Here is a 26,337-nt window from a genome sequence, read left to right on the forward strand (position 1 = left end):
TCCAATTATTCCTTGCAGGACAGGCACTTTCGCATATCTACACCCCGAAACTCACAACGTTTCACGAAAAATCCGGGCTAGAACGGTGGCGCCTGAGAGGCCGCTCATGCGGTCGGTGTATGCCGCGACGACGATGTAAGCGCGATCAACGACAAGTCGATTGGCATGGCATGGTGCGACTAAAGCATCGTTGAACAGCCCATTAGAGCTTGATGTACCTTAGGCGGGGTGATTACCGGGGCCTTCCTTGCCGAAGCGGCTTCGGTCGTAGATAACAAACTCAACGTCTCGGGCGGCGTGCTGTCGCGATACTTCGTCGGGCCTGACCGACAAGCCGTCTTCGTGCTCGTGGTGCTGACCCAGGCCGAGACGGATAGTCCCTTTCAGGGCGTTGAGGTAGAGATCAAGCCCCCGACCGATGACGACTCACTGGTCGTCGAGTACGAGCTGCCAGAAGCCGCAGCCAAGGGCGAAATGGGATTCGCTTTCTTCAACGTCGAGGTAACGCTGCCGGTGAATGGCCGTTGGGTGTTTGTGGTTACTAGCGGGGCTGGAATCCTCTCACTTCCGCTGGAGGTGCACGGCTGACGACGCTGCGCGCTGCGGAACGCAGTACACCGACGGCAGTGCGTAGGCACACGACCTAATCGACGTGAGACAACAAATTGTGCGAGGCTGGCTCAAGCTGGATCGGTAGGACTGGACGCAAAAGGCGTCGGTTGTTTGCTACCAGTCGCGGCCACACGCCCAACTAACCATCGATGGCGTGAGGCGGATGTAATGACTTCAGATGCTCCGGCGTTTACTGACCCATCAAATAAGGTCAGCGTAGGCCTGAACTACAGCCGCGACGACGAGCGCTTGCAGGCTCGTCTCCTCATCCGCGGCTACCCGCTTAAGCGTCCGGTGCACAGGCCGTGGCAAGTCGAGGGTGGTCCGAACACCACCGCCAGCGCCGCGGTGCGCCATCGACGCGCGAGCCAGCGCCGCGGGGTCCTGCAACCCCGAGTTGATAGCGGCGCGGATCAGGTCGCCCATAGTAGTTTCCAGGTCCAGTGCCCGCCGTTTGAGGGCGGTACGCATGGCCGGGGAGAGGTGCAGCGTCGTGCGCATTGCCTCGTACACCACCGGTGTCGGGGAGGGAGGGGGAGTGGCCCGAGGGGCGACGCCGGCTTGCAATCCACTCGCAGCCCGCGCTATCGCCGCGGCTCCAGTCGGCCGGCGGATCACCGCGTCCCGCACTGCGTCGGCCGTCGAAAGCTTTTCCGTCATAACGTCACAGCCTCCCGCACGATCCGCACCGCTGCCATCAGTTCATCAAATACGCCTGCGTAGTCTCCCAGATGCTGTGGAAAACCGCGACCGAACGCCCGCTCGATCGCGCCTCGATCCCGCACGACGCTCCGCAGCACAGGAGCATTCGCCTCCGCCAAGACGCGCGGCATCTCCACGGCCTCCACCTTCCGCATGTCCACCAGCGTGAGCAGAATCGTCGTGGGACGGTGCTGCGTAATATCTAGCGTCGGCCAAACCCGGTCGATATCCGCGGCGCAAGGCCTAGTCGGAATGATCACCAGATCGGCTGCATCAACCGCCGCATCGATCACCGTGGCCGTTCCGGGGGGGGTATCTATCAGGAGCAATTCGTCGGGTTCATGCGACAGCACACGCACGTCAGCCGGCGTCGCCGGGACGACATCGAAGGGCAACGGCGTTCCCAAATGTGCCGCACGATCAGCCCACGACTCCGCGGATCCTTGCGGATCCGCATCAACGACACGCACCGGAACTCCACGCCGCATCGCAGCCGCGGCCAAAAACATCGCCGTCGTCGTCTTCCCGACGCCGCCCTTGGTATGCACAAGTGACCAGATCACAGTTCTCCAAACAACCCCGAATAGATATCGTACATCTCGCGCGCGAAACAAAGCCGCTGCTCAAATCTTCTGGACGCTGCGACCTACCAAGTGGTCGCGGCGTCTACCACGGACGACGTAGGAAGCCTCCTTGCTCAAGATGCACCACCACACGGACCCTCGAGGTCCTCAGTCGGTTCGCACATAGTACATATGACTAGACGACAATGTCATTGCATTGGCGGGGGGTTGTTTCTTCGCCAGTTCTGAGCAGATTACGGGCATTCCACAAAAAGCAGGAATCAAATGGCTCTGACCTCGCATCTGACGACACCTTCCGTAGCTTGATCGGGCCGTATCGTGACTCAAAGGCATCAAAAACTGATCAAAACGTACCTAAAAGTATGTATTGGCCCCTGCATCCAAACCTCTTCAATCCCAAGCGATCAGTGCAACAACTGCGTCTGACGGCTTGGGCGATGAGCGCGGCGACGCGTCGTGCGAGGGTGTCGAGTTTGAGGGTGGGCCTAGGTCGCCGGTTGAGAGTGTCGTGGAGGCGTTTAAGGAAGGCGGGTGCAGCCGATCGGGTTAGCCATAGTGGATCAGTAATAGCTTTGCGGGGCGCCTTCTTCGTCGATGATGGCGTGATCTGCAGCGAAGGCGCGATCAGCGCGTACAGGACCAGCTTGTGTTATTTGCGCGGGCAAATTCACGGACCCCTTATTTTCGTGCATATGACGCTACAAGATTGTTGAAGAATATTTCCGGAAGGAGCCTACGTGCGGAAAATCAACGCGAGGGGAAAACGCCTAAACAAAGGGCTCGCGCCCGTGACCTCGCCGGTGTGGCTAGCACCCTGATCTAGAAGCTTCGTGCTCGAGGTGTAATCCCCCACCCGGATGCGGCGGCATGACATCTCAACAGGGCGGCTGGCCCCGGCGCGGCGACGCGGAGCCAGATCGCCCCGCCGGAAGGAATCCGCTTCGAAGTCGGTGCCCGTTGTGCCCGGTGCATGCGACGACAAGCAGCCCGTACCCCGATTGCCATGGCTTTTCTGTTGATGCATCAGCACACTGAACGTTTCAGTCTCAATCTGATTCTCACACCACGAGCACATACTGCGCTGACTGTTGGTCGGCGGATCACGGCGTCGCGTACCGCATCCGCCGTCCAAAGCTTTTCGAGTCACAGTGCCGCGACCTCCCCATCGATCGCCGCTGCAATGAGTTCGTCGAACACTGCCGCATAGTCCCCCAACCCCTGCGAGACATCACGGCCAAATGCCCGCTCAATCGCCATCTTTGACCGCACAGTGCATCGCAATAACGGAGCACCCGCAGCTACTAAGGCATGGGGCATCGCTACCGCCTCTGCCTTCCGCATGTCGAGCATGGTCAACAGAATCGTCGTGGGACGGTGTGCAGTGATGTCCAACGTTGGCCAAATCCGATCGATGTCCGCGGCACGAGTTCCCGTCGGAATGATCACTAGATCGGCTGCATCAACCGCCGCGTCAATCGCCGCCGCCACGCCAGGCGGGCTATCTACCAACAGCAGCTCTCCGGGTCCGCTGGACAGCGCCCGCACAACCGACCCCGTCCCCGGAATGACCTCAAAGGGCAACGGAGTACCCCGATGCGCCGCCCGGTCGGCCCACGAAGATGCCGATGCCTGCGGATCGGCATCTATCACCCGCACCGGGAGCCCTCGGCGCACCGCGGCCGACGCCAAGAACATTGCGGTCGTCGTCTTTCCGACGCCGCCCTTCGTGTGCACCAGCGACCAGATCACAGCTCTGCGAGTCCCTTCAAACGCGCGCGGGGAAGCAGACACCGCTTCCCTGGGTCGACGCTGCCAGCTAGGTGGTGGACCCCACCTGCTAGTAACCGGCTCCCAAGTTGATCCGTGCGCAAAAACGCCAAACTGGCGAACCCACAGAACAGGCGAAAAAGCGGCTCCCCGCTGCACGCAACCCGCCTACCGCGAAGAACCTCCTGCCGAACGCAAATGAGATTAGGCCTTTCATGTGAGTTCCGGAACGATTTTCACAAATTGCCTTGGATGAACCCGCGGGTTTCGCGGCGGAAGCAGTGGCAACCGTCCGGCGCATGCCTGCAACGGCGCGCATCGCGAGTCGCCGCGCGCCAACATCACGGTGTCACCCGACGGCGCTTTGCGGCCACGCCTGCCACACCCACGGGGCCCACAGCGGTACCGTGCGCGATGTGTGGTCGCTATCCTCTCGCGCCACGCCGCTGGCAGGCGTGGCTGTCCTCGCCCTAGCCGCAGCGACGTTGGTGGGCTGCGGATCGGGGGACTCCACCGTCGCAAAAACACCAACCGCCAAACCCAGCACCGCGACGACGCCCGCCGGCAGCGCCGAAAGGACAGCAGACCCCACGCCCGCCACTGCTGCCCCGCCCACCAGCGAAGCACCGAAGGACCCGTGTGAGGTCAATCTCGCCTCGCCCACCATCGCGAAAGTCGTCTCGGAATTGCCCCGCGAGCCGCGCACCGCGCAGCCTTGGAATCCTGAACCGCTGGCCGGCAACTACAACGAGTGCGCGCAGCTGTCGGCCGTGATCATCAAGGCCAACACGAACGCGGGCAACCCGCCAACCCGAGCGGTGCTGTTCCACCTCGGCAAGTTCATCCCGCAGGGTGTGCCAGACACATACGGATTCAACGGCATTGACCCTTCTCAGACGACCGGCGACACGGTGGCGATGACGTACACCAACGGTGTCGGGTTGGCCAGCGTGGTGAAGTTTCACTGGAACGGCAGCTCCGTCGAGGTCATCGGGAATACGCGAGGTTGATCAAGCCGGTTGAGCCAGCCGGTTGAGCCTGCCGCCGCCAAGCGGCACCGCCTAGTTGTCAGACCATTCCCCTACAGTGGCAACCGTGTTCATCGGGGATGGCAGCGTCGTCTACAGCGCTTCGGATCTGGCATCCGCGGCGCGCTGCGAGTACGCGCTGTTGCGGGATTTCGACGCCCGATTAGGCCGGGGTCCCGCCGCCACCGTCGAGGACGAACTGCTGGCACGGACCGCTGCCCTTGGCGACGAGCATGAGCGGCGTCGGCTCGACCAATTGCGCGAAGAGTTCGGGGACGAAGTCGCCGTCATCGGTCGTCCGGCATACACGGTTGCGGGGTTCACGGCGGCCGCCAAGGCGACCCAGCGCGCGATCGCCAATGGCGCGCCGGTGGTGTATCAGGCCGCGATGTTCGACGGCCGTTTCGTCGGGTTCGCCGACTTTCTGATCCGCGACGGTGAACGGTATCGGGTGGTCGACACCAAGCTGGCCCGGTCCCCCAAGGTCACCGCGCTGTTGCAGTTGGCCGCCTACGCGGACGCGCTGACCGCTTCGGGCGTGCCAGTGGCTCCCGAGGCCGAACTGGAACTCGGCGACGGAAACGTGGTCCCTTACCGCGTCGAGGACCTGATCCCGGTCTACCGCACCCAGCGCGCGAGCTTGCAGCGTCTGCTCGACGGCCACTACGCGTCCGGGGCGGCAGTGCGCTGGGATGACGAAGGGGTGCAAGCGTGTTTCCGCTGCCCGCTGTGCGTCGAGCAGTTGCGCGCGACCGACGACCTGCTGCTGGTCGCCGGCATGCGAGTGAGCCACCGGGAGAAGCTGATCGACGCCGGCATCACCACCATCACCGAACTCGCCGAGCATTCCGGCCCGGTACCCAACCTGGCCGCGAGCGCCCTGACCAAGCTCACCGCCCAGGCGCGAATACAGGTCCGCCAGCGCGATACCGGCACTCCGCAATTCGAGATCGCCGACCCCCAGCCGCTGTCGCTGTTGCCTGAGCCGAACCCGGGTGACCTGTTCTTCGACTTCGAAGGTGACCCGCTGTGGACGGCGGACGGCACGGAGTGGGGGCTAGAGTATCTGTTCGGCGTGCTGGAGGGCGGGCGGAAGGGCACCTTCCGCCCATTGTGGGCGCACAACCGGGTGGACGAGCGCAATGCGTTGAAAGAGTTTCTGGCGATGGTGGCCAAGCGCCGCAAGCGCTATCCAAACATGCACATCTACCACTACGCGCCGTACGAGAAGACCGCGTTGCTGCGGCTCGCCGGTCGCTACGGCGTCGGCGAGGACGACGTCGACGACTTGTTGCGCAATGGTGTCCTGGTAGACCTTTATCCGCTGGTGCGCAAGAGCATTCGCGTTGGTGCGGAGTCCTTCAGCCTGAAGGCACTGGAACCCCTCTACATGGGCGCCCAGCTGCGCTCGGGGGACGTCACCACCGCCACCGACTCGATCACCTCCTACGCACGGTACTGCGAACTGCGCGACGCAGGTCGCGCCGACGAGGCCGCGACCGTTCTCAAAGAGATCGAGGATTACAACCACTACGACTGCCTGTCGACCCGCGAACTGCGTGACTGGCTGCTCATGCGCGCCTGGGAGGCCGGTGTCACTCCGGTTGGGGTGCAACCGATTCCGGATGGCGCCGCCATCGAAGACCACGACCAACTGGCCGCGACGCTGTCGGAGTTCAGCGGGGACACCGCGGCGGCGGACCGCACGCCAGAGCAGATCGCGGTTGCCTTGGTGGCCGCCGCCCGCGGCTATCACCGCCGCGAGGACAAGCCATTTTGGTGGGCGCACTTCGACCGGCTGAACTATCCCGCGGAAGAATGGTCGGACAACACCGACGTTTTTCTCGTCAGCGAATTCGCCGTCGTCGCCGACTGGCACACGCCTCCCCGTGCGCGCAAGCAACAGCGCCGCCTGCGGCTCACCGGTGAGCTGGCGCGCGGTGACCTGAAGACGAAGGTCTACGCCCTGTACGAACCTCCGGCTCCGCCCGGCATGACGGACGACCCCGACCGCCGGGCGGCGGCGAAGGCCGTCGTCGTTGAAGTCGACGACCCCGTCGTGCCCACCGAGGTCGTCATTCTCGAGCGAACGGGCGCTGACGGCAACATATTTCACCAGACTCCGTTCGCTCTGACGCCCGGGCCTCCGGTGCCGACGGGGGCGTTGCGCGCATCCATCGAGTCGACGGCCGCGGGCGTCGCCGAAGGTTTGCCGCAGCTACCCGAGACCGCGCTGATGGACGTGTTGTTGCGCCGCGCGCCGCGCACTCGCAGCGGCGCGGCACTGCCGCGCGGTGGGGACATCGTCGCCAACATTACCGAGGCGGTGCTGGATCTCGACTCGTCTTACCTGGCGGTGCACGGCCCGCCCGGAACGGGCAAGACCTACACCGCCGCTCGGGCGATCACGCACCTGGTCACCGCGCACGGCTGGCGGATCGGTGTGGTCGCGCAGTCACACGCCACGGTCGAGAATCTGCTGGGCTGCGTGATCGACGCCGGCCTGGACCCGCAGCAAGTGGCCAAGAAGCGCTCCGGCAGCGATGACCCACGCTGGCAAGAGATCAGTGAAAACGCCTACCCGACATTCATCGCCGATAATGCCGGTTGCGTGATCGGCGGCACGGCATGGGATTTCGCGAACAGCAACCGGGTGCCCCCGGGCAGTCTGGATCTGCTCGTCATCGACGAGGCCGGCCAATTCTGCCTCGCCAACACGATTGCCGTGGCCCCGGCGGCCGCAAACCTGTTGTTGCTCGGGGACCCTCAGCAACTACCGCAAGTCAGCCAGGGCACCCACCCCGAACCCGTCGACAGGTCCGCACTCGACTGGCTGGTCGACGGCCAGCCCACCCTGCCCGACGAGCGTGGCTACTTCCTCGACCGCTCCTATCGCATGCACCCTGCGGTTTGCGCTGCGGTGTCGGCGTTGTCGTATGGGGGCAGGCTGCACTCCCATGACGAGTGCACCGGCGCGCGTCGCCTTGCCGGATGCGAACCCGGCCTGCGGGTGCTTTCTGTTCGCCACCAAGGCAATTCGGTGGAAAGTCCCGAAGAGTCCGACGCGATCGTCGACGAGATTCGGCGCCTGAAAGGCAGCTTGTGGACCGATGAGCATGGTCCCCGCCGGTTGGAGCCCGCCGACGTGCTGGTGCTGGCACCGTACAACGCGCAGGTAGCGCTGTTGCGCCACCGATTGGCCGAGGCCGGCCTGGCCAAGGTGCGGGTCGGCACCGTCGACAAATTCCAGGGCGGGCAGGCGCCGATAGTCTTCATCTCGATGACGGCCTCATCCATCGATGACGTGCCGCGCGGGATCGCTTTTTTGCTCAACAGGAACCGGCTGAACGTCGCCATCAGCAGGGCACAGTTCGCGGCCGTGATCGTGCGCTCGGAACTGCTGACCCAGTACCTGCCGGCCACGCCCGCCGGTCTGGTGGACCTGGGCGCGTTCCTCGCGTTGACCCACGGCTAGCCGGACCTAGGCTAGGCAAAACGGTTACCGCGTCGGGAAATTGTCCCCGGTTCCGCCGTTGGTGCCGGGCGGGCGTGCCGCCGACTTGGCCGTCGGTTCCGTTCTGGCCGTTGTCGGCGACTCCGCCGGTACCGGTTCCGCCAAACGTGTCGACCGCCTACACACGGCATAACGTTCCCCTAAGGCGGCAGCCGTCCTAGCGGCCGAACGAACGACGAGCGTGGGTCGTCTGAAAGCCGTCCCTCCCGGAGCCGATCGGCGCTTCAGAACGGGCGTACGGGGTTGCGGCACGCGCTCGTCGCCCCGGGGCCACCAACGGTTGCGGGTCGACGCCGTCGACAGCGGCTTCCGAGGGCACCCGCTGTGGGACTCGCGGTGCCGGCTGGTCATCCGGTTCGCGACGAAGGATGTACTCGACGTATTCGTCGTCGTCGAAGTCGTCGTCGTATTGGTAGTCGTCATGCGGGTCTTCGTCGTAAGGCGGCTCGTCGGAGTGCATCGAGCCGGCGATGCCGACCAGGAACAGCGCGGCGACGATCCCGAACAGGGCGATGAACGCGGGCAGCAGCATCGACTGCGACATCGCGTCGGCAAATGGCTCGCGAGCAAAGTCGGGCAGTTGCAGGCCGACGCCCTCGTCCTCGAGTACGCCGGCGTCGCCGGAGCCGGACCCAGCTAATCCCGCCAAGAAGGAGGGCGGCATCTCGGAACCGATCCGCGATGTCATGAACGCGGCCATACCTGCGCTACCCAGCACCGCACCCAGCTGCCTGGTGGTGTTGTAGACACCCGAACTGGCGCCGGACAGTTCGGTCGGCAGCTTGCGGGTGGCAGTGGCGGCGAGCGGCGACCACACGAACGCCATCCCGGCACCCATGACGCACAGCGGTAACACCAGTCGCCAGATCGGCGTGCTCGGGTGCATCTCGATCGAAAGCCATGTCATGGAGATGGCCAGCACCGAAAAGCCGAAGCCGAGCACGGGCAGCGGATGGGCCCTGTCGATGATCCTGCCGGCGAACGGGGACAACACACCGCTGACGATCGCCAACGGCGCGAGCAGCACCGCCGATCGGGTGGGTGACAGGCCACACACCGCCTGCGCATAGAACATGAGCGGCAGCATCATCGCCGTCGACGCGAACGCGGTGACGGCCACTCCGATGTTGCACAGGCTGAAGTCGCGGTCGCGGAAGATCCGTAGCGGGACCAGCGCGTCCCTCCGGTTGATGGACTGCCAATAGATAAATGCCCACATGAACCCCACGCCCGCGACGAGCACCGCCCAGATCCAGGGTTGCCAGTGCGCGGACTGGCCTTGCTGCAGCCCGAACACCAGGAGAAACAGGCCCGCCCCGGACAACCCGACGCCGATGAGGTCGAAGCGTCGCTCGTCGACCGGCAACTCCGGGACCAGCCAGGCCGCCAATGCCAGGGCGGCGACGCCAAGAGGGAGGTTGACGAAGAAGATCCACTCCCAGCCCAGGGTGTCCACCAGTACGCCACCGGCCAGCGGGCCCATCAAGGTGGCGACGCCTGCGGTCGCACCCCAAGCGCTCATCGCCGTACCGCGGCGCTGCACGGGGAAGATCCGGGTGATCGCCGACAGCGTCTGCGGTGTGAGCAGTCCGGCACCCACACCTTGAACAGTGCGAGCGGCAATGAGCATGGCCGCACTGTTGGCCAAACCACATCCCGCCGAGGCGACCATGAACACCAACAGGCCAAGCAGATACAGATTCTTCGGACCGAATCGGTCGCCGAGACGGCCGGCGACCAGCAGAACCACCGCGTACCCCAGCAGGTAGGCGCTGGTCACCCAGATCACGGTGTCGTAACCGATATTCAGCTGCACCATGATGGTCGGGTTTGCGATGGCGACGACCGTCGCATCCAGCATGATCATGAAGAAGCCGAGCATCATCGCCCACAGCGCGTGCCAGGGATCACCGGGGTAGCTGCCCCCGAGAGTCCGACTCGTCGCCGCGGTCATGTCCACACCTCGATTCGGCTCCCGTTGAACGGGCATTGAGAACGGGTATTGGGAGGGCATCAGGCCCAGCCTTGCATTATCCCGGCCGGGCGTGCCGGTCGCTCGTCGACCTAGCGGGTAAATGCCAATGAGCCCGCGATACCGGCAGCGGACGCTAGCCTGGTAGGACGACGTTCTGAAGAGAGGCAACATGATCGGTCGAACCAAGAAGCCTGAGCTCGACTCTCAGCAGAATGGCCTCACGGGCAAGCCCAAAGCGTCTACCCGCGCACTGGCTCAAATCATCGAACGCAGCTCGCACATCCAAGGTCCGGCGGCGGAGGCCTATGTGGCCCGGTTGCGGCGCGCCCACCCGGGTGCCGGCCCGGCCGAGATCGTGAGCAAACTCGAGAAGCGGTTCCTGTCCGTCGTGACGGCCAGCGGTGCCGCCGTGGGCGCTGCGGCGACCTTCCCCGGTATCGGCACCATCGCCGCCCTCTCTGCGGCCGCCGGCGAAACCGCGGTGTTCCTCGAGGCCACCGCACTGTTCGTGTTGGCGCTGGCGTCGGTGTATGACATTCCCCTCGACCACCGGGACCGGCGGCGCGCGCTCATCCTGGCCGTCCTGGTCGGCGACAACAGCAAGACCGCCGTGTCAGAACTGATCGGTCCCGGGCGTACCACTGGCGGCTGGGTGTCGGAAAGCATGGCCTCGCTGCCGCTGCCGGCGATCTCGAAGTTGAACACGCGGATGTTCAAGTACTTCGTCAAGCGATTCACGCTGAAGCGCGGGGCGCTCATGTTCGGCAAGCTGATGCCGGTCGGCATCGGCGCGATCATCGGCGCCATCGGCAACCGGATGATCGGCAAGAAGTTGGTGCGCAACGCGCGGTCGGCCTTCGGTAACCCGCCGGCGCGCTGGCCGGTGACGCTGCACCTGCTGCCACCCGTGCGGGATGCGGGCTAGCCACGCCCGGCCGTAAAGCGGGCTGGCTTCTGCCGGACTCACTAGCGGATGGTCAGCAAAGAGTTAGCCTTTATGGGGCGGTAATCTGCACCGGTTGGCGAGGTGCGAGGTCGACCGCCAACCGGACGGCAAAAAGTTGCAGGTGTCGGGCAGGGTTGCCGGCAAAGCGCTTGCAAGACAAAGGAATCGAGGCGAACAGCGGCCGTGGCCAACATAAGTTCACCATTCGGACAAAACGAATGGCTGGTCGAGGAGATGTACCGCAAGTTCCGCGACGACCCCTCTTCGGTGGATCCCAGCTGGCACGAATTCTTGGTTGACTACAACCCCGAGACGGTGCATGACGGGGGCCAGGATGCCCCCGCCAAGCCCGCGACCCCGCCGGCGCAGCCCAAAGCGGCAGAACCCGCGCCCGCACCCACCAAGCCGGCCGCCACTCCCGCGGCGGGCAACGGCTCCCCCGCGCCCGCGGCGGCTCCGGCCAAGCCCGCCGGTCCTCAACCCGGCGAGGGTGACCAGGTGCAGGTGCTGCGTGGCGCCGCGGCAGCCGTCGTCAAGAACATGTCCGCATCGCTGGACGTGCCGACGGCCACCAGCGTCCGGGCCATTCCCGCCAAACTGCTGATCGACAACCGCATCGTCATCAACAACCAGCTCAAGCGGACCCGCGGCGGCAAGATCTCGTTCACGCACCTGCTGGGGTACGCACTGGTGCAGGCGGTCAAGCAGTTCCCCAACATGAACCGGCACTACGCCGAGGTCGACGGCAAGCCGACCGCGGTCACCCCGGCGCACACCAACCTGGGTCTGGCCATCGATCTGCCGGGCAAGGACGGCAAACGCTCGTTGGTGGTGGCCGGCATCAAGGGCTGCGAAGAACTGCGTTTCGCCGAGTTCGTCTCGGCGTACGAGGACATCGTGCGACGGGCGCGGGACGGCAAACTGACCGCCGAAGACTTCAGCGGCGTGACGATTTCGCTGACCAACCCAGGCACCATCGGCACCGTGCACTCGGTGCCGCGACTGATGGCCGGCCAGGGCGCGATCATCGGCGTCGGCGCCATGGAGTACCCGGCCGAGTTCCAGGGCGCCAGCGAGGAACGCATCGCCGAACTGGGCATCGGCAAGCTGATCACCCTGACCTCGACCTACGACCACCGCATCATCCAGGGCGCGGAATCGGGCGACTTCCTGCGCGCGATCCACGAGATGCTGCTCTCGGACGATTTCTGGGACGAGATCTTCCGCGAGTTGAGCATCCCCTACATGCCGGTGCGGTGGAGTCAGGACAACCCGGACTCGATCGTCGACAAAAACGCCCGCGTCATGGAGTTGATCGCGGCGTACCGCAACCGCGGCCACCTGATGGCCGACACCGACCCGCTGCGGCTGGACAAGACGCGTTTCCGCAGCCACCCCGACCTCGAGGTGCTGACCCACGGCCTGACGCTGTGGGATCTCGACCGCGTGTTCAAGGTCAACGGGTTCGCCGGTGCGCAGTACAAGAAGCTGCGCGACGTGCTGGGCCTGCTGCGCGACGCGTACTGCCGCCATGTCGGCGTGGAGTACACGCACATCCTCGACCCGGAACAAACGCGCTGGCTGGAAGAGCGAGTCGAGCAAAAGCACGTCAAACCGACTGTGGCGCAACAGAAGTACATTCTGAGCCGGCTCAACGCCGCCGAGGCGTTCGAAACCTTCCTGCAGACCAAATACGTTGGGCAGAAGCGGTTCTCGCTGGAAGGAGCCGAGAGCGTCATCCCGATGATGGACGCCGCGATCGACCAGTGCGCCGAGCACGGCCTCGACGAGGTGGTCATCGCCATGCCGCACCGCGGTCGCCTCAACGTGCTGGCCAACATCGTCGGCAAGCCCTACTCGCAGATCTTCAGCGAGTTCGAGGGCAATCTGAACCCGTCGCAGGCCCACGGTTCCGGTGACGTCAAGTACCACCTCGGTGCCACGGGCACGTACCTACAGATGTTCGGCGACAACGAGATTCAGGTGTCGCTGACCGCCAACCCGTCGCACCTGGAGGCCGTCGACCCAGTCCTCGAGGGTCTGGTCCGGGCCAAGCAGGATCTGCTCAACCACGGCGACACCGACACCGACGACCAGAAGGCCTTCTCGGTGGTGCCGCTGATGCTGCACGGTGACGCGGCCTTCGCCGGCCAGGGCGTCGTCGCCGAGACGCTGAACCTGACGAACCTGCCGGGTTACCGCGTGGGCGGCACCATCCACATCATCGTCAACAACCAGATCGGCTTCACGACGGCGCCGGAGTTCTCGCGCTCCACCGAGTACTGCACCGACGTCGCCAAGACGATCGGCGCGCCCATCTTCCACGTCAACGGCGACGACCCCGAGGCGTGCGTGTGGGTGGCGCAGCTGGCGGTGGACTTCCGCCAGCGGTTCAAGAAGGACGTCGTCATCGACATGCTGTGCTACCGCCGCCGCGGGCACAACGAGGGCGACGACCCGTCGATGACGAACCCGTACATGTACGACGTCGTCGACCTCAAGCGCGGCGTCCGCAAGAGCTACACCGAAGCGCTGATCGGCCGTGGCGACATCTCGATCAAGGAAGCCGAAGACGCGCTGCGTGACTACCAGGGTCAGCTGGAACGGGTCTTCAACGAAGTCCGTGACCTGGAAAAACACGGCGTGCAGCCGAGCGCGTCGGTGGAGGCCGACCAGATGATCCCGGCCGGGCTGGACACGTCGGTGGACAAGTCGCTGTTGGCCCGCATCGGCGACGCGTTCATGGCGTTGCCGGAGGGATTCACCCCGCACCCGCGGGTGCTGCCGGTGCTGGAAAAGCGCCGGGAAATGGCCTACGAGGGCAAGATCGACTGGGCGTTCGGCGAGCTACTGGCACTGGGCTCGCTGGTGGCCGAAGGCAAGTTGGTGCGGCTGTCGGGGCAAGACAGTCGCCGCGGCACGTTCTCCCAGCGGCACTCGGTGATCATCGACCGCAACACCGGCGAGGAGTTCACCCCGCTGCAGCTGCTGGCGACCAACAAAGACGGCACCCCCACCGGGGGCAAGTTCCTGGTGTACGACTCGCCGCTGTCCGAGTTCGCGGTCCTCGGCTTCGAGTACGGCTACACCGTGGGCAACCCGGACGCCGTGGTGTTGTGGGAGGCGCAGTTCGGCGACTTCGTCAACGGCGCGCAGTCGATCATCGACGAGTTCATCAGCTCCGGCGAGGCCAAGTGGGGCCAGCTGTCCACGGTGGTGTTGCTGCTGCCGCACGGGCACGAAGGGCAGGGCCCCGACCACACCTCCGGCCGGATCGAACGCTTCCTGCAGCTGTGGGCCGAGGGATCGATGACGATCGCGGTGCCGTCGACGCCGGCGAACTACTTCCACCTGCTGCGTCGGCACGCGATGGACGGCGTCATGCGCCCGCTGGTCGTGTTCACGCCGAAGTCGATGCTGCGGAACAAAGCCGCGGTCAGCGACATCCGGGAATTCACCGAGATGAAGTTCCGCTCGGTGTTGGAGGAGCCCACCTACGAGGAAGGCGTGGGCGACCGCAGCAAGGTCACCCGGATCCTGCTCACCTGCGGCAAGATCTACTACGAGTTGGCGGCGCGCAAGGCCAAGGAGAAGCGCGACGACATCGCGATCGTGCGGCTCGAGCAACTCGCACCGCTGCCCAGGCGCCGGCTCGAAGCGACGCTGGACCGCTACGAGAACGCCGAGGAGTACTTCTGGGTGCAGGAGGAGCCGGCCAACCAGGGCGCTTGGCCGTCACTGGGCCTGACGTTGCCCGAGGTGCTGCCCGAGAAGCTCACCGGGATCAAGCGGATCTCGCGCCGGGCGATGTCGGCGCCGTCCTCGGGTTCGTCCAAGGTGCACGCCGTCGAGCAGCAGGAGATCCTGGACAAGGCGTTCGCCTGACGCTCAGCCCCCGATCCGCGAGCGTGCGTGTTTGCACGTCGACACGCCGCGCGGGCCGGCATTTTGCGCGCGCTCGCGACGGAGATACGCAGGTACGGAAGGCCCACAAACTGGGAGCGGATAGCCTCGATCTCGATCCCAAGACGAGAGCCGAGACAAGGGGAGAGTGCTTCATGGAGGGTTTCGCCGGGAAGGTCGCGGTGGTGACCGGCGCCGGTTCGGGTATCGGACGGGCGCTGGCCATCGAGCTGGGGCGCTCCGGCGCCAAGCTCGCCATCAGCGACATCGACACCGAAGGACTGGCGGAGACCGAGGAGAAGCTCAAGGCCATCGGTGTGCACGTCAAGGCGGACCGACTCAACGTCGCCGAGCGCGAGTCCTTCGTCGCCTACGCCGACGCGGTGAACCAGCACTTCGGCAAGGTGAACCAGATCTACAACAACGCAGGCATCGCACACAGCGGCGACATCGAGATCTGCCACTTCAAGGACATCGATCGGGTGATGGACGTCGACTGGGGCGGCGTGTTGAACGGCACCAAGGCGTTCCTGCCGTACTTGATCGAGTCCGGGGACGGACACGTCGTCAACGTCTCCAGCGTCTTCGGCTTGTTCTCGGTGCCGGGGCAGGCGGCATACAACGCGGCCAAGTTCGCCGTGCGCGGCTTCACCGAGGCGCTCCGGCAGGAGATGATCACCGCCGGCCATCCGGTAGGGGTTACCTGCGTGCACCCGGGCGGCATCAAGACCGCGATCGCGCGCAATGCCACCGCCGCCGAAGGCCTCGACGCCGAGGAGATGGCCAAGGCGTTCGACACGCGGATGGCCCGCACCAGCCCGGAGCGAGCCGCCCGGATCATCCTGGACGCGGTACGTAAAAACAAGGCTCGGGTTCTGGTCGGAGCCGACGCCAAGGTCTTGGACGCCGTCATCCGGTTGACGGGTTCGGGCTACCAGGCGCTGTTTCTATCCGTGTTGCGCCGCGTGACCCCGCCATCACATCCCTAGGCCGGGTACCCGAGACCGCCGGTACCGGCTAACCTCGACGCTGAGCCGAAACTAGGGAGGGGCGTTCATGGAGGGTTTCGCCGGCAAGGTAGCCGTGGTGACGGGTGCCGGATCGGGTATTGGACGGGCACTGGCCATCGAGTTGGGTCGCTCGGGCGCCAAGCTGGCCATCTGCGACGTCGACACCGAAGGGTTGGCGGAGACCGAGGCGAAGCTGAAGGCCATCGGCGCGCCGGTCAAGGCCGATCGAATCGACGTCACCGAACGTGAGCGCTTCCTGCTGTACGCCGACGAGGTCAATGAGCACTTCGGCCAGGTGAATCAGATCTACAACAACGCCGGCATCGGCCACACCGGTGACGTCGAGGTCGAGCAGTTCAAAGACATCGAGCGGGTCATGGACATCGACTTCTGGGGCGTGGTGAACGGCACCAAAGCCTTTCTGCCCTACCTGATCGCCTCCGGCGACGGCCACGTCATCAACATCTCCAGCATCTTCGGCCTGTTCTCGGTGCCCGGCTACTCCGCCTACAACTCGGCCAAGTTCGCCGTGCGCGGCTACACCGAGGCGTTGCGTCAGGAGATGAGGCTGCACGGCCACCCGGTTGGGGTCACCACCGTGCACCCGGGCGGCATCAAGACCGCCATCGCTCGCAACGCCACCGTGGCCGAGGGACTCGACCGCGACGCCCTCGCCGAGCTGTTCGACAAGCGACTGGCCAACACCAGCCCGAAGCGGGCCGCCCGGATCATCCTGGGTGCGGTGCGCAAGAACAAGGCGCGCGTGCTTGTCGGTCCGGATGCCAAGGTCCTGGATTTGATGGTGCGCGTCACCGGTTCGGGATACCAGCGGATCACCGAGTTGTTCGTCAGTCGAGTCGTCCCGATGAAGCCCTGAGCGCAGACCGCACCTAACGGCCCAGCGGATGTTCCCCGAGCCACCCGTCGGCCACCGCCTGCGGATCCGCACCCCCGGCCACCTTGCGCCAGAGGTCGGTCAGGGCCTCGGTGTCCAGCACGCCGGCCACTTCGTTGATCGCCAGCAGTTGTCGCGCGGTCAAGGCGTTTCGGCGATACAGCGGCACCACGTTCTCGGCGCGGATCAGGGCGTTCTTGCTGCCGTCGGCCAGCACCACCAGGTCCCCGGGAATGTCCGGGTTGGCGGTGGTGGTCCACGCCGCGGTCAGCTCGTTGGACCGTAGCGAAGCGAAAAGCGCTGCGCCATTGGGGAATTCACGCGGACGCGGCATCTTGCAGCTGCCCACCGCCGCGGGGGCGTGGCCGCCCTTGACGATGCCCACGGTCAGCCCGTCACAGTGCCGCTGCACCAGGGCGAGGTCGGCGCTGAGATCCTGGCCGCCCCACGCCTGCCCGGTGGCCGGCGTCACCACCAACGCCGGCTTGTCCTCGGCGGCCGTGGTGTAGTCCCCCGATGCGACCCCCTCGGGCAGGGCCGCGTTCATCGCCTGGTAGACCTGCTTGTCCGACAGTGCCGAGTCGTCCGGTTGCAGGGAATGCAACACCTGACCGGTGAAGGCCGGGACGACGGTGAACTCGCCGGAGTCCAGCTTGGCCATCGGGTCGTCGGCGGTTTCGGCGCGCGCCGGGAAGCCGTACGACCGCAGCGCCGACACGTACAAGCTGGCCAGGAGCCTCGACTCGGGGTCGGCCTTAGACCCGACCACCAACTCCGGTCCGGGCGGTGCGGAGTGACCGCCGTGCTGCCCGAAACATCCGGTCACGACCAGCAGCAGCGCCAACAGCGGCGCAGCCAGCCTGGCGATGCTCACACTTAGTCGTCTGAGGATGCGGCCACGGCGACCGCCATGGCCACCGCCTCACAGACACGCAGGTCCAGCGGGCTCGGAACGATCCGGTCGGGCGCGAGGTCCTCGCGCACCACGGAGAAGATCGCCTCGGCCGCCGCGACCAACATCTTTTCGGTGATCCGGCGTGCCCCGACATCCAGTGCTCCGCGGAAGATGCCGGGGAAGGCGAGCACGTTGTTGATCTGATTGGGAAAGTCGCTGCGACCCGTCGCCACCACGGCCGCGTACTTGGCCGCTACCTGGGGATGAATCTCCGGGTCGGGGTTGGACAGGGCGAACACGATCCCGCCGGGTGCCATCGCGGCAATGAACTCTTCGGGGACGACGCCACCCGACACCCCGAGGAAGACGTCCGCGCCGGCCAGCGCCTCGGCCGCGCTGCCGACCACACCGCGAGGGTTGGTGCGGCTGGCCAGGTCGACCTTGACGGCGTTCATGTCCGTGCGCCCGGTGTGCAGAATCCCGCGCGAATCGAGCACGGTGATGTCCGAGACACCCGAGGCCAGCAGCAGGTTCGTGCACGCCACGCCTGCGGCGCCGGCGCCCGACACCACCACTCGCAACGACGACATGTCGCGACCGAGCGCGGTGGTGGCACCCATCAACGCCGCCAGCACCACGACCGCCGTGCCGTGCTGGTCGTCGTGCATGACCGGGCAGTCCAGCGCCTCGATTACCCGGCGCTCGATCTCGAAGCAGCGCGGCGCGGCGATGTCTTCGAGGTTGACGGCGCCGAACGTCGGGCGCAGCCGTACCAGCGTTTCGACGATCTCGTCGGGATCCTTCGTGTCGAGCACGACCGGGATCGCGTTCAGTCCACCGAACTCTTTGAACAGCGCGCACTTGCCCTCCATGACGGGCAGTGAGGCGGCGGGCCCGATGTCACCCAGGCCCAGTACCGCGCTGCCGTCGCTGACGACGGCCACCAGCCGGTTCGCCCACGTGTAGCGGGCCGCCAAATTGTGGTCCGCCGCGATCGCCCGGCTGACCTGGGCTACGCCCGGGGTGTAGGCGATCGACAGTGCGCGCTGGGTGTCAAGCGGCGTCGTGAGGCCTACGCAGAGCTTGCCGCCTTCGTGCGCCTCAAAGATTTCTTCATCGGTAACAACAACCTGGGATCGCTCGAGCGTTTCCGACACGGCCCCTAGGGTACTGATAACCGATTAGTCGACCTAATTCAGATCAGCTTAAGCTCGGTGACCGCATTGCGCTCGTCGACAAGTTCGGCGGTGCTCGCGTCGATGCGGCCGCGGGAGAACTCGTCGATGTCCAGACCCTGCACGATCGACCAGTTGCCGTCCTTGGTGGTCACCGGGAAGGACGACACGATTCCCTCGGGGACACCGTAGGACCCGTCGGAGTAAACGGCCATCGACACCCAGTCGCCCTCTGGGCTGCCCAGCAGCCAGTCGCGGGCGGCGTCGACGGTGGCCGAGGCGGCCGACGCGGCCGACGAAGCACCACGCGCCTCGATGATCGCGGCGCCGCGCTTGGCGACCGTCGGGATGAAGTCGTTTTCAATCCAGTCCTGGTCGTTGACGACCTCGGCCGCGTTCTTGCCGCCGATCTCGGCGTGGAAGATGTCGGGGTACTGGGTGGCCGAGTGGTTGCCCCAGATGGTCACCTTCTTGATGTCGGTGACCTTGGCACCGGTCTTCTTGGCCAGCTGCGAGATCGCCCGGTTGTGGTCGAGGCGGGTCAACGCGGAGAACCGCTCCTTGGGGATGTCGGGGGCGTTGCTCAGCGCGATCAGCGCGTTGGTGTTGGCCGGGTTGCCGGTGACGCCGATGCGGACGTCGTCGGCGGCGACGGAGTTCAGCGCCTTGCCCTGGGCGGTGAAGATGGCGCCGTTGGCCTCGAGCAGGTCGCCGCGCTCCATCCCCTTGGTGCGGGGACGGGCACCGACGAGCAGGGCCAGGTTGACGCCGTCGAAGATCTTGTTGGCGTCGGCGCCGATCTCGACGCCTGCCAGCAGCGGGAAGGCGCAGTCGTCGAGTTCCATCACGACACCTTCGAGCGCCTTCAGCGCCGGCTCGATCTCGAGGAGTCGCAGCTCGATCGGGCGGTCCGGACCCAGCAGCGAACCGCTGGCGAGACGGAACAGCAGGCTGTAGCCGATCTGGCCGGCGGCACCGGTGACGGCGACCTTGAGGGGACTTGCGCTCACGTCGGTTTGCTCCTCTTGGAAAGTCAGAAACATTCGTTCGGGTCGAAACTATCGCACGCCCGCCGAACCGAGTCCTCCGGTCCAAAACTCGTCAGCCGTCGTCACGGCCGCGGCGCGTACCATGGAGCACCGCCCGGCCAACCTGAGCTGTGTTAGGAGGTCGATGTGTTCCCAGGGTTTGATGCCTTACCCGAAGCACTGCGACCGGTCGCTCGGACTCGGACGGCGCAGGTGCAACCCGTTCCCAATTCGCCGGCCAAGACGCTGGTCGATTGCGGCGTCTACGTCGACGGCCATCGCCTGCCCGGCAAGTACACGCCCGAGGAGGCGCTGGCCAAAGTCCGCGAACTCGCACCGACCCAGCCGAATGCGTTCGTCTGGGTCGGGCTGCACGAACCCGACGAGGCTCAGATGCAGGAAGTGGCCGACGTTTACGGGCTGCACCCGCTGGCCGTAGAGGACGCCGTGCATGCTCATCAGCGGCCCAAACTCGAGCGCTACGACGAGACCCTGGTCCTGGTGTTGAAGACGGTCAACTACGTCCCGCACGAATCGGTGGTGCTGGCCCGCGAGATCGTCGAAACCGGGGAGATCATGATCTTCGTCGGGAAGGGTTTTGTGGTCACGGTCCGCCATGGTGAACACGGGGGGCTGCACGAGGTGCGCAAACGCATGGACGCCAACCCGGAGCACCTGCGACTGGGGCCGTTTGCGGTGATGCACGCGATCGCCGACTACGTGGTGGACCACTACCTCGAGGTGACCAGCCTGATGGAGGACGACATCGACAGCATCGAGGTGGTGGCATTCGCGCCTGGCCGCAACGTGGATGTCGAGCCGATCTACATGCTCAAGCGTGAAGTTGTCGAGCTGCGTCGCTGCGTCGCCCCGCTGTCGAACGCCTTCCAGCGCATGCAGCTGGACAACAAGGACCTGATATCGAAGGAACTACGGCGCTACCTGCGCGACGTCGCCGACCATCAGACGCAGGCCGCGGAGCAGATAGTCGCCTACGACGAGATGCTCAACTCGCTGGTGCAGGCCGCCTTGGCCCGCGTCGGAGCGCAGCAGAACATGGACATGCGCAAGATTTCGGCCTGGGCCGGCATCATCGCCGTACCCACCATGGTGGCGGGAATCTACGGGATGAATTTTCACTTCATGCCCGAGCTGGACTCGAGGTGGGGCTACCCGGCGGTGGTCAGCTTCATGGTCGTGATCTGCCTGGTCCTGTACGCCAGCTTCCGCCGACGCGGCTGGCTCTAATTTGTTGACCGCCGGCCGATCGGCCAACTGCCCTATGCGTGTCCCGACGTGAGCCAGGGATGCACGTCGCTGCTGATCCGGTCGACGGGCCAACCGGTGTGCTGACAGGCGTGAATCACCGCGGCAGCGCTCGAGGCAGCAAACACCGCGAACAAAGTGTGGTCGTTGGGGACCGCCACCACCATCATCAACGTGACCTGAGCCAAATGTTCCGCGGAGACAGCCGCTGCGCGACGAAGACGTTCGGCAACAGCGTTGGCGGACAGCGCAATCGGCTCTCCCTGGTACCACTCCACCAGAAAGCACGAGGCCGCAACGTCATCAATCATCGAACCGACCGTAGCGTCACAGCCGCCACGGTGAATCAGGGATTTCCCTGGAGTTTGGCCTCAACCAACGCTGCCGACAATCCGCCGCGTGACCGGATGCCCAGTTTGCGGTACACCCTGCTGAGGTTCATCTCGACGGTCTTGGCCGAAATGAACAGCTCGGCCGCGATCTCCTTGTTCGACAAGCCGCCCGCCGCTAGGTCGGCCACTCGCTGCTCAGACACAGTCAATCCCGTGCCGCTACCGCGAGACTGTTCGAGGCGAACAAGTTCCGCTTGTGCTCGTGCGGCCCACAGTGGCGTGCCGAGTTGCTCGAAGGCCTCTAGGGCTGCGCGCAAATTCGTTGCGGCCGATCGGATTCGACGCTTACGCCGTTGCAAGCCGCCCAGCAGTAGCTGGGTCCAGGCTCGTTCAAACGGCATCGGAAGTCGATCGTGGTGCGCCATTGCTCGTTCGGCAGCCACTTCAGCGGCGTCGAGGTCGCCCCGCGCGGCGAAGACCTGCGCGCGCCCACGCGCGGCGGTGGTTAACATCCATGGCCGGTCGAGTCGGCGACCGTTTTCTTCTAGCGTTGCGAGGAGCGGTTCGGCTTCCTCATGGCGGCCAAGTGCCGTCAGCGCCTCCACCGCGTACGGAATGAAAGCCGCAGTCACAAATTCTGTTCCGGGCAGTTCGTTCCACCCCTCCAGACGAGGTTGCATGATGGCCAATGCCTCTGCGTGGCGGCCACCGGAAATTTCCAGGAACGCCAAAGTTTCGATAGGGCGCTGGACTTCCACAGCGGACTTGCTTTTCTGCGCAAGTGCGATAGCAACTGCGGCGTCGGCGCGGGCGTCTTCTTCCCTTCCGGCGTAGGCGGCTACTGCAGTACGAACGGTGAACGCCACGGCCATTACGGGGTCGCCGCCGAGTTGCTGAGCGCGTTGCACCGCTTCGTCGGCCGCATTTGCCGCCTCGGCGAAATGCCCGCGCCAGATGGCAATCAATGTGCTGTTTATTTCCACCCACAGCATCTCCGTGTCAGCACCCCGCTCAGTGCAACGTGTGCGGACTTGCTGCATCAGCGCATGCGCCTCGTCGAGTTGGCCGGACCAAGCCCGGATCATGGCGCTGATTGCGTCAGCGCTCAGCGGAACCACCATGTCCGCGGCATGGTCCTGAAGCTCTAGGCTGCGTCGCAGGCTGTGTTCGTCCACGCCGTGGCCACAGTGGAAGCGGGCGTAGGTTCGCGCCGCGAGGGCTTGACTGACATACCCCGGATGTCCCCATTCCTCGGCCTGCGTCACGGCTTGCTCTGCACTGTCCAGGGCCGCGTGGTACTGCCCGGCGTTCAGCTGGGCGTGCGACAGGAACACCAGGATCGCCGCCAGCATCGCCGGTATACCTTTGGCGTCCTTGGCCGCCTGCGCAAGCAGATCGGCTGCTTCCAGGTGGCTACTGGTGTAGATGCGGATGCCGGCACGCACGATCAGCGCTTGGGTGCGGGCGAAGCCTTCGAGCTGGCGAAGCGTCGCATCGTCGAGGGCAGCGTCGGCGCGAACGGTGTTGCCCGAACGGAAGTGGTGCTCGGCGGTGCGTAATCGGCGCGCCGGCTCGTCGCCGCCCAACTTCATCGCCAACTCTAAAAGCTCTGCGGCCGCGACCGGCGCTCCTTGGGCGGCGGTAGCCTCCGCCGCGGCGTCCAGCGCGGCGACGGTGGCGGGGTCAGCGGAGGTGGCGGCCAGCGCCAAGTGTCGCGCCTTAAGTTCAGGTTGTTCGATGATCGTGGCAAGAGTTCGGTGCATGGCTCGCCGACGGGCGGGTGTCGCGCCTGTGTACACGCCCGTGGCGTACAGCGGATGGGTGAAGCGCACCTTGTCAGCGCTGATTTCGATGACGCCCAGATCTTCCATGGGTTCGAGCATTTCGACGATTCGAGTCACGATCATGCCGGTGGCGGCGGCGAGCAACTCCACGGTCGGTGCCGCCAAGCAGGCCGCAGCCAGCAATATCGCGTTCGTGGCGGGGTCGGCCTGTCCGATGCGGCGGTGCACTAAGGAAGCCAGGCTGTCGGGGAGTACGACCGTGGCCGCTGAAGCGTCCTCGGCTGTGGCGACAGCGAGTTCCATCGCGAAAAACGGGTTGCCGCCAGAGATTTCGTGGATACGGACAATGTTGGGCCGGGGCAATGTTCGGCCCAGACGCCTCGCGACCAGCGTATGTACGCCGCCCAGGGTGAGTGGCCGCAACCGTACTCGCAGAACAGCATCCGGTCGCCGGAACTGCAGCCATTGCATGTCGGACGAGTCGGGGTCGCCCGTGCGGATCGTAATGAACATCCCGACCCGCCCACTCAGTCGACGGACCGTGAAACCGATAACAGCTCTGCTAGAGGGGTCCAGCCACTGCGCGTCGTCAATCACGAGCAGTACCGGTTCCTTGCCACTGAGGTGTTCAATCAACGCAGAAAAAGCGGCAGCAACAAGTCGTTCGTCGGTGCCTGGACCGCTTGAGACTTCACCTGACCGCGCCCGCGTCAGCGCCATGCACTGGATCTTCGGCAGTCCCGCCAGAGCGTCATCGCCAATTCCACTCAACAAGTCAGCAACCGCGGCGTACGCGTAGCTCACCTCGGCTGGTGATCCTCGCGTCAACAACACCTGAAAACCACGAGCCGCCGCTTGGCTGACGGCCTCAAGCGCCAGCACGGTCTTGCCGATACCTGCCTCGCCCTCCACGACGAGACCCGCCGGGTCGGTCTGAGCCTGTGCGAGAAATTCCGATACTGTGCGGGCTTCCGCCTCTCGCTCCACCAGACCCTCGGACGTGGCCAACATCTTTGCAATGAGCAAACGGGTGACGCAATAAGAAATCGCAGAGTTGTCGCGAACGAACACGCCATAGGCACTGCGTTTTCGATCTCAATCAGGCGGTTTCTGCGTTCGGCCTGTCAGGTGGTTGCATGCTCGCGGGTATCGGGCGACGGCCTCAACGCGGTTGTGCGGCACGGCGATTGGGGTCGAGCACGTCCACACCGTCATCCTGCCAGGCCTGGCGCATCGCCTCGGCCCCCTTGAGTCGCACCCAGGCCGCCTCGGTCGCGGTGATGGGCGTTGCCGACAGGAATTGTACCGGGTCGCGCGGCGGTTGCAGCGGCAAATCCGCGATGTCGCTGCGGCCCAACAACACCGCCGTGAACGGCGCCTGCACCCACAGCGGCGAGCCGAGGTCGATCAGCGCGTCGGCGACCAGCACGACGCCGTCGACCACCGGCGTCGCAGCCAACACCGCGAGGCTGCGCGCCAGCCCCTTGACGGGCCGAGCCGGCTGCGGGTCACGCAGCGACAACACCACTTCGGCGCGTGGACCCTGCACCTGGTCGGCGAGCAGCGCAGTAGGGTCGACCATCGGATGCCGCGAGCAGCCCAACGATACGTAATGCACCAAACCCGCTGCGGCGGAGCGGAACCGGAGCACCTCGATGGGATCGGCGCCCAGAAATGTCACGCTGGCCGAGGCGGGCTCGGTAGCGAAGTGGGATTGCAAGTACGAGCGCACCTGCTGCAGGACTTGCGTCACGGCGTCGGCCTGGTCAGGTTGACCCCGGAATCGGCGTCGAACACGGTGAGCTTGGTGGTGTCGAAAGCGAGCTCGATCGACTTCCCGATCGCCGCCTTGGACTCCGCGGGCACCCGCGCCACGAACTCGTGTTCGCTGGCCTCCGATTCGGCCGCCAGCTCGTCCAACTGCGCCGCGTGTGCGTCATAGCTTGCATTGCTGAAGTACACGTACTTGTCCGAGCCCAACGATTCGACCATATCCACGGTGACCTCGAAGGACAGCGACCGGATGCGTTGGTACCCGTCGACCAGTGCGGCATCGCCGATGTGCTCGGGCCGCACGCCGACGATGACGTTCGCCGGTTTCGGGTGCGCCTCCATCACCGACCGGACCTCCGGGGCCAACGTCACCTCGCCGAACGGCAGCGTCAGCCCGACCGACGTCAACGTTGCGGGGAAGAAGTTCATGGCCGGCGATCCGATGAAGCCCGCCACGAACAGGTTGGCCGGACGTTCGTAAAGCTCGGTGGGAGTGCCGATCTGCTGCGCGACGCCGCCGTGCATCACCACCACGCGGTCGCCCAGCGTCATCGCCTCGGTCTGGTCGTGGGTCACGTATACGGTGGTGGTGCCCAGCCTGCGTTGCAGACGGGCGATCTCGCCGCGCATCTGCACCCGCAGCTTGGCGTCCAGGTTCGACAGCGGCTCGTCCATCAGGAAGGCCTTGGGATGGCGCACGATCGCGCGGCCCATCGCGACGCGCTGTCGTTGCCCGCCGGACAACTGCGCGGGCCGTCGGTCCAGCAGGTCCGTCAGGTCAAGGGTTTTGGCGGTCTCCTCCACCTTGCGCGCGATGTCCGCCTTCTTCATCTTCGCCAGGGTCAGCGGGAACGCGATGTTCTGCCGGACCGTCATGTGCGGGTACAGGGCGTAGGACTGGAAGACCATCGCGATGTCGCGGTCCTTGGGCGCCTTCTCGTTCACCCGTTCACCGCCGATCCGCAATTCGCCCGACGAGATATCTTCAAGCCCGGCAATCATATTCAGCGTCGTAGTCTTGCCGCAGCCGGAGGGCCCCACCAGGATCATGAACTCACCGTCGTTGATGGTGAGGTTGAGGTCACGTACCGCTATGTGACCGTCGGGGTAACTCTTGGTCACATGCTCCAACACAATTTCGGCCATCG

At 65.2% G+C, this 26,337-nt stretch carries 19 protein-coding genes; 8 read left to right on the forward strand and 11 right to left on the reverse strand.

The genetic code is table 11. The features are described from left to right. The first annotated feature begins 228 nt into the window (after nucleotides 1–228). Nucleotides 229–588, forward strand: a complete 360-nt coding sequence (locus tag BST27_RS18710; protein ID WP_069421851.1) for a hypothetical protein — start codon at nucleotides 229–231, stop codon at nucleotides 586–588. 225 nt (nucleotides 589–813) lie between these two features. Here BST27_RS18710 and BST27_RS18715 read toward each other — a convergent pair whose 3' ends face one another. The 3 genes from BST27_RS18715 to BST27_RS18725 all read right to left on the reverse strand — a co-directional run bounded on the left by BST27_RS18715 (nucleotide 814) and on the right by BST27_RS18725 (nucleotide 3,647). Then, nucleotides 814–1,272, reverse strand: coding sequence for a hypothetical protein (locus BST27_RS18715; RefSeq protein WP_139805234.1), 459 nt, complete (start codon nucleotides 1,270–1,272; stop codon nucleotides 814–816). After that, nucleotides 1,269–1,862, reverse strand: coding sequence for a ParA family protein (locus tag BST27_RS18720; RefSeq protein ID WP_249025706.1), 594 nt, complete (start codon nucleotides 1,860–1,862; stop codon nucleotides 1,269–1,271). The genes BST27_RS18715 and BST27_RS18720 overlap by 4 nt, the downstream gene beginning before the upstream one ends. 1,179 nt (nucleotides 1,863–3,041) lie before the next feature. Continuing rightward, nucleotides 3,042–3,647, reverse strand: a complete 606-nt coding sequence (locus BST27_RS18725; RefSeq protein WP_232007424.1) for a ParA family protein — start codon at nucleotides 3,645–3,647, stop codon at nucleotides 3,042–3,044. Between the two features lie 425 nt (nucleotides 3,648–4,072). Here BST27_RS18725 and BST27_RS18730 point away from each other — a divergent pair, with 425 nt between their 5' ends. Together BST27_RS18730 and BST27_RS18735 are read left to right on the forward strand one after the other, a co-directional pair. Beyond that, on the forward strand, nucleotides 4,073–4,675 hold the full coding sequence (locus tag BST27_RS18730) for an LppP/LprE family lipoprotein (protein WP_069421854.1): 603 nt from the start codon (nucleotides 4,073–4,075) through the stop codon (nucleotides 4,673–4,675). Between the two features lie 85 nt (nucleotides 4,676–4,760). Next, a complete protein-coding gene (locus tag BST27_RS18735) occupies nucleotides 4,761–8,168 on the forward strand; it encodes a TM0106 family RecB-like putative nuclease (protein WP_069421873.1) in 3,408 nt (1,135 codons plus the stop codon). Between the two features lie 196 nt (nucleotides 8,169–8,364). On the opposite strand, the gene BST27_RS18740 is transcribed toward BST27_RS18735, so the two are convergent. Further along, on the reverse strand, nucleotides 8,365–10,161 hold the full coding sequence (locus BST27_RS18740) for an MFS transporter (RefSeq protein ID WP_079220011.1): 1,797 nt from the start codon (nucleotides 10,159–10,161) through the stop codon (nucleotides 8,365–8,367). Nucleotides 10,162–10,351: 190 nt separating this feature from the next. Between BST27_RS18740 and BST27_RS18745 the strand changes: the two genes are divergently transcribed. The 4 genes from BST27_RS18745 to BST27_RS18760 all read left to right on the forward strand — a co-directional run bounded on the left by BST27_RS18745 (nucleotide 10,352) and on the right by BST27_RS18760 (nucleotide 16,918). Further along, nucleotides 10,352–11,107, forward strand: coding sequence for a hypothetical protein (locus BST27_RS18745; protein WP_069421855.1), 756 nt, complete (start codon nucleotides 10,352–10,354; stop codon nucleotides 11,105–11,107). Between the two features lie 204 nt (nucleotides 11,108–11,311). Continuing rightward, nucleotides 11,312–15,013 (forward strand): multifunctional oxoglutarate decarboxylase/oxoglutarate dehydrogenase thiamine pyrophosphate-binding subunit/dihydrolipoyllysine-residue succinyltransferase subunit, encoded by a 3,702-nt coding sequence (locus BST27_RS18750; RefSeq protein WP_069421856.1) that lies wholly within the window; start codon nucleotides 11,312–11,314, stop codon nucleotides 15,011–15,013. A gap of 173 nt (nucleotides 15,014–15,186) precedes the next feature. Next, nucleotides 15,187–16,020 carry an SDR family NAD(P)-dependent oxidoreductase gene (locus BST27_RS18755; protein ID WP_069421857.1) on the forward strand — a complete coding sequence of 278 codons (834 nt, stop codon included), beginning with the start codon at nucleotides 15,187–15,189 and terminating at the stop codon, nucleotides 16,018–16,020. 67 nt (nucleotides 16,021–16,087) lie between these two features. Continuing rightward, on the forward strand, nucleotides 16,088–16,918 hold the full coding sequence (locus BST27_RS18760; protein ID WP_069421858.1) for an SDR family NAD(P)-dependent oxidoreductase: 831 nt from the start codon (nucleotides 16,088–16,090) through the stop codon (nucleotides 16,916–16,918). Between the two features lie 13 nt (nucleotides 16,919–16,931). Here BST27_RS18760 and BST27_RS18765 read toward each other — a convergent pair whose 3' ends face one another. The 3 genes from BST27_RS18765 to BST27_RS18775 are packed head-to-tail and all read right to left on the reverse strand — an operon-like array spanning nucleotide 16,932 to nucleotide 20,016. Further along, on the reverse strand, nucleotides 16,932–17,810 hold the full coding sequence (locus tag BST27_RS18765; RefSeq protein ID WP_069421859.1) for a glycine betaine ABC transporter substrate-binding protein: 879 nt from the start codon (nucleotides 17,808–17,810) through the stop codon (nucleotides 16,932–16,934). Nucleotides 17,811–17,812: 2 nt separating this feature from the next. Further along, on the reverse strand, nucleotides 17,813–18,988 hold the full coding sequence (locus BST27_RS18770) for an NAD(P)-dependent malic enzyme (protein WP_069421860.1): 1,176 nt from the start codon (nucleotides 18,986–18,988) through the stop codon (nucleotides 17,813–17,815). 38 nt (nucleotides 18,989–19,026) lie between these two features. After that, nucleotides 19,027–20,016, reverse strand: a complete 990-nt coding sequence (locus BST27_RS18775) for a malate dehydrogenase (RefSeq protein ID WP_069421874.1) — start codon at nucleotides 20,014–20,016, stop codon at nucleotides 19,027–19,029. 165 nt (nucleotides 20,017–20,181) lie between these two features. Here BST27_RS18775 and corA point away from each other — a divergent pair, with 165 nt between their 5' ends. Continuing rightward, complete coding sequence (gene corA / locus BST27_RS18780; RefSeq protein ID WP_069421861.1) at nucleotides 20,182–21,282, forward strand: magnesium/cobalt transporter CorA; 1,101 nt, start codon at nucleotides 20,182–20,184, stop codon at nucleotides 21,280–21,282. A gap of 32 nt (nucleotides 21,283–21,314) precedes the next feature. Here the strand turns inward: corA and BST27_RS18785 are convergent, their stop codons facing one another. The 4 genes from BST27_RS18785 to BST27_RS18800 form a co-directional block, all read right to left on the reverse strand. Continuing rightward, the gene (locus tag BST27_RS18785) at nucleotides 21,315–21,611 is read right to left on the reverse strand and encodes a hypothetical protein (protein ID WP_069421862.1); all 297 of its coding nucleotides are present in this window, start codon (nucleotides 21,609–21,611) and stop codon (nucleotides 21,315–21,317) included. Nucleotides 21,612–21,646: 35 nt separating this feature from the next. Next, nucleotides 21,647–24,427, reverse strand: coding sequence for an ATP-binding protein (locus BST27_RS18790; RefSeq protein ID WP_069421875.1), 2,781 nt, complete (start codon nucleotides 24,425–24,427; stop codon nucleotides 21,647–21,649). A gap of 151 nt (nucleotides 24,428–24,578) precedes the next feature. Beyond that, nucleotides 24,579–25,169, reverse strand: coding sequence for a suppressor of fused domain protein (locus tag BST27_RS18795; protein ID WP_069421863.1), 591 nt, complete (start codon nucleotides 25,167–25,169; stop codon nucleotides 24,579–24,581). Then, nucleotides 25,166–26,335 (reverse strand): ABC transporter ATP-binding protein, encoded by a 1,170-nt coding sequence (locus tag BST27_RS18800; protein ID WP_069421864.1) that lies wholly within the window; start codon nucleotides 26,333–26,335, stop codon nucleotides 25,166–25,168. Before BST27_RS18800 ends, BST27_RS18795 begins: the two co-directional genes overlap by 4 nt. Between the last annotated feature and the right edge of the window lie 2 nt (nucleotides 26,336–26,337).

The organism is Mycobacterium intermedium, from assembly GCF_002086275.1.
Classification (GTDB): Bacteria; Actinomycetota; Actinomycetes; order Mycobacteriales; family Mycobacteriaceae; genus Mycobacterium; species Mycobacterium intermedium.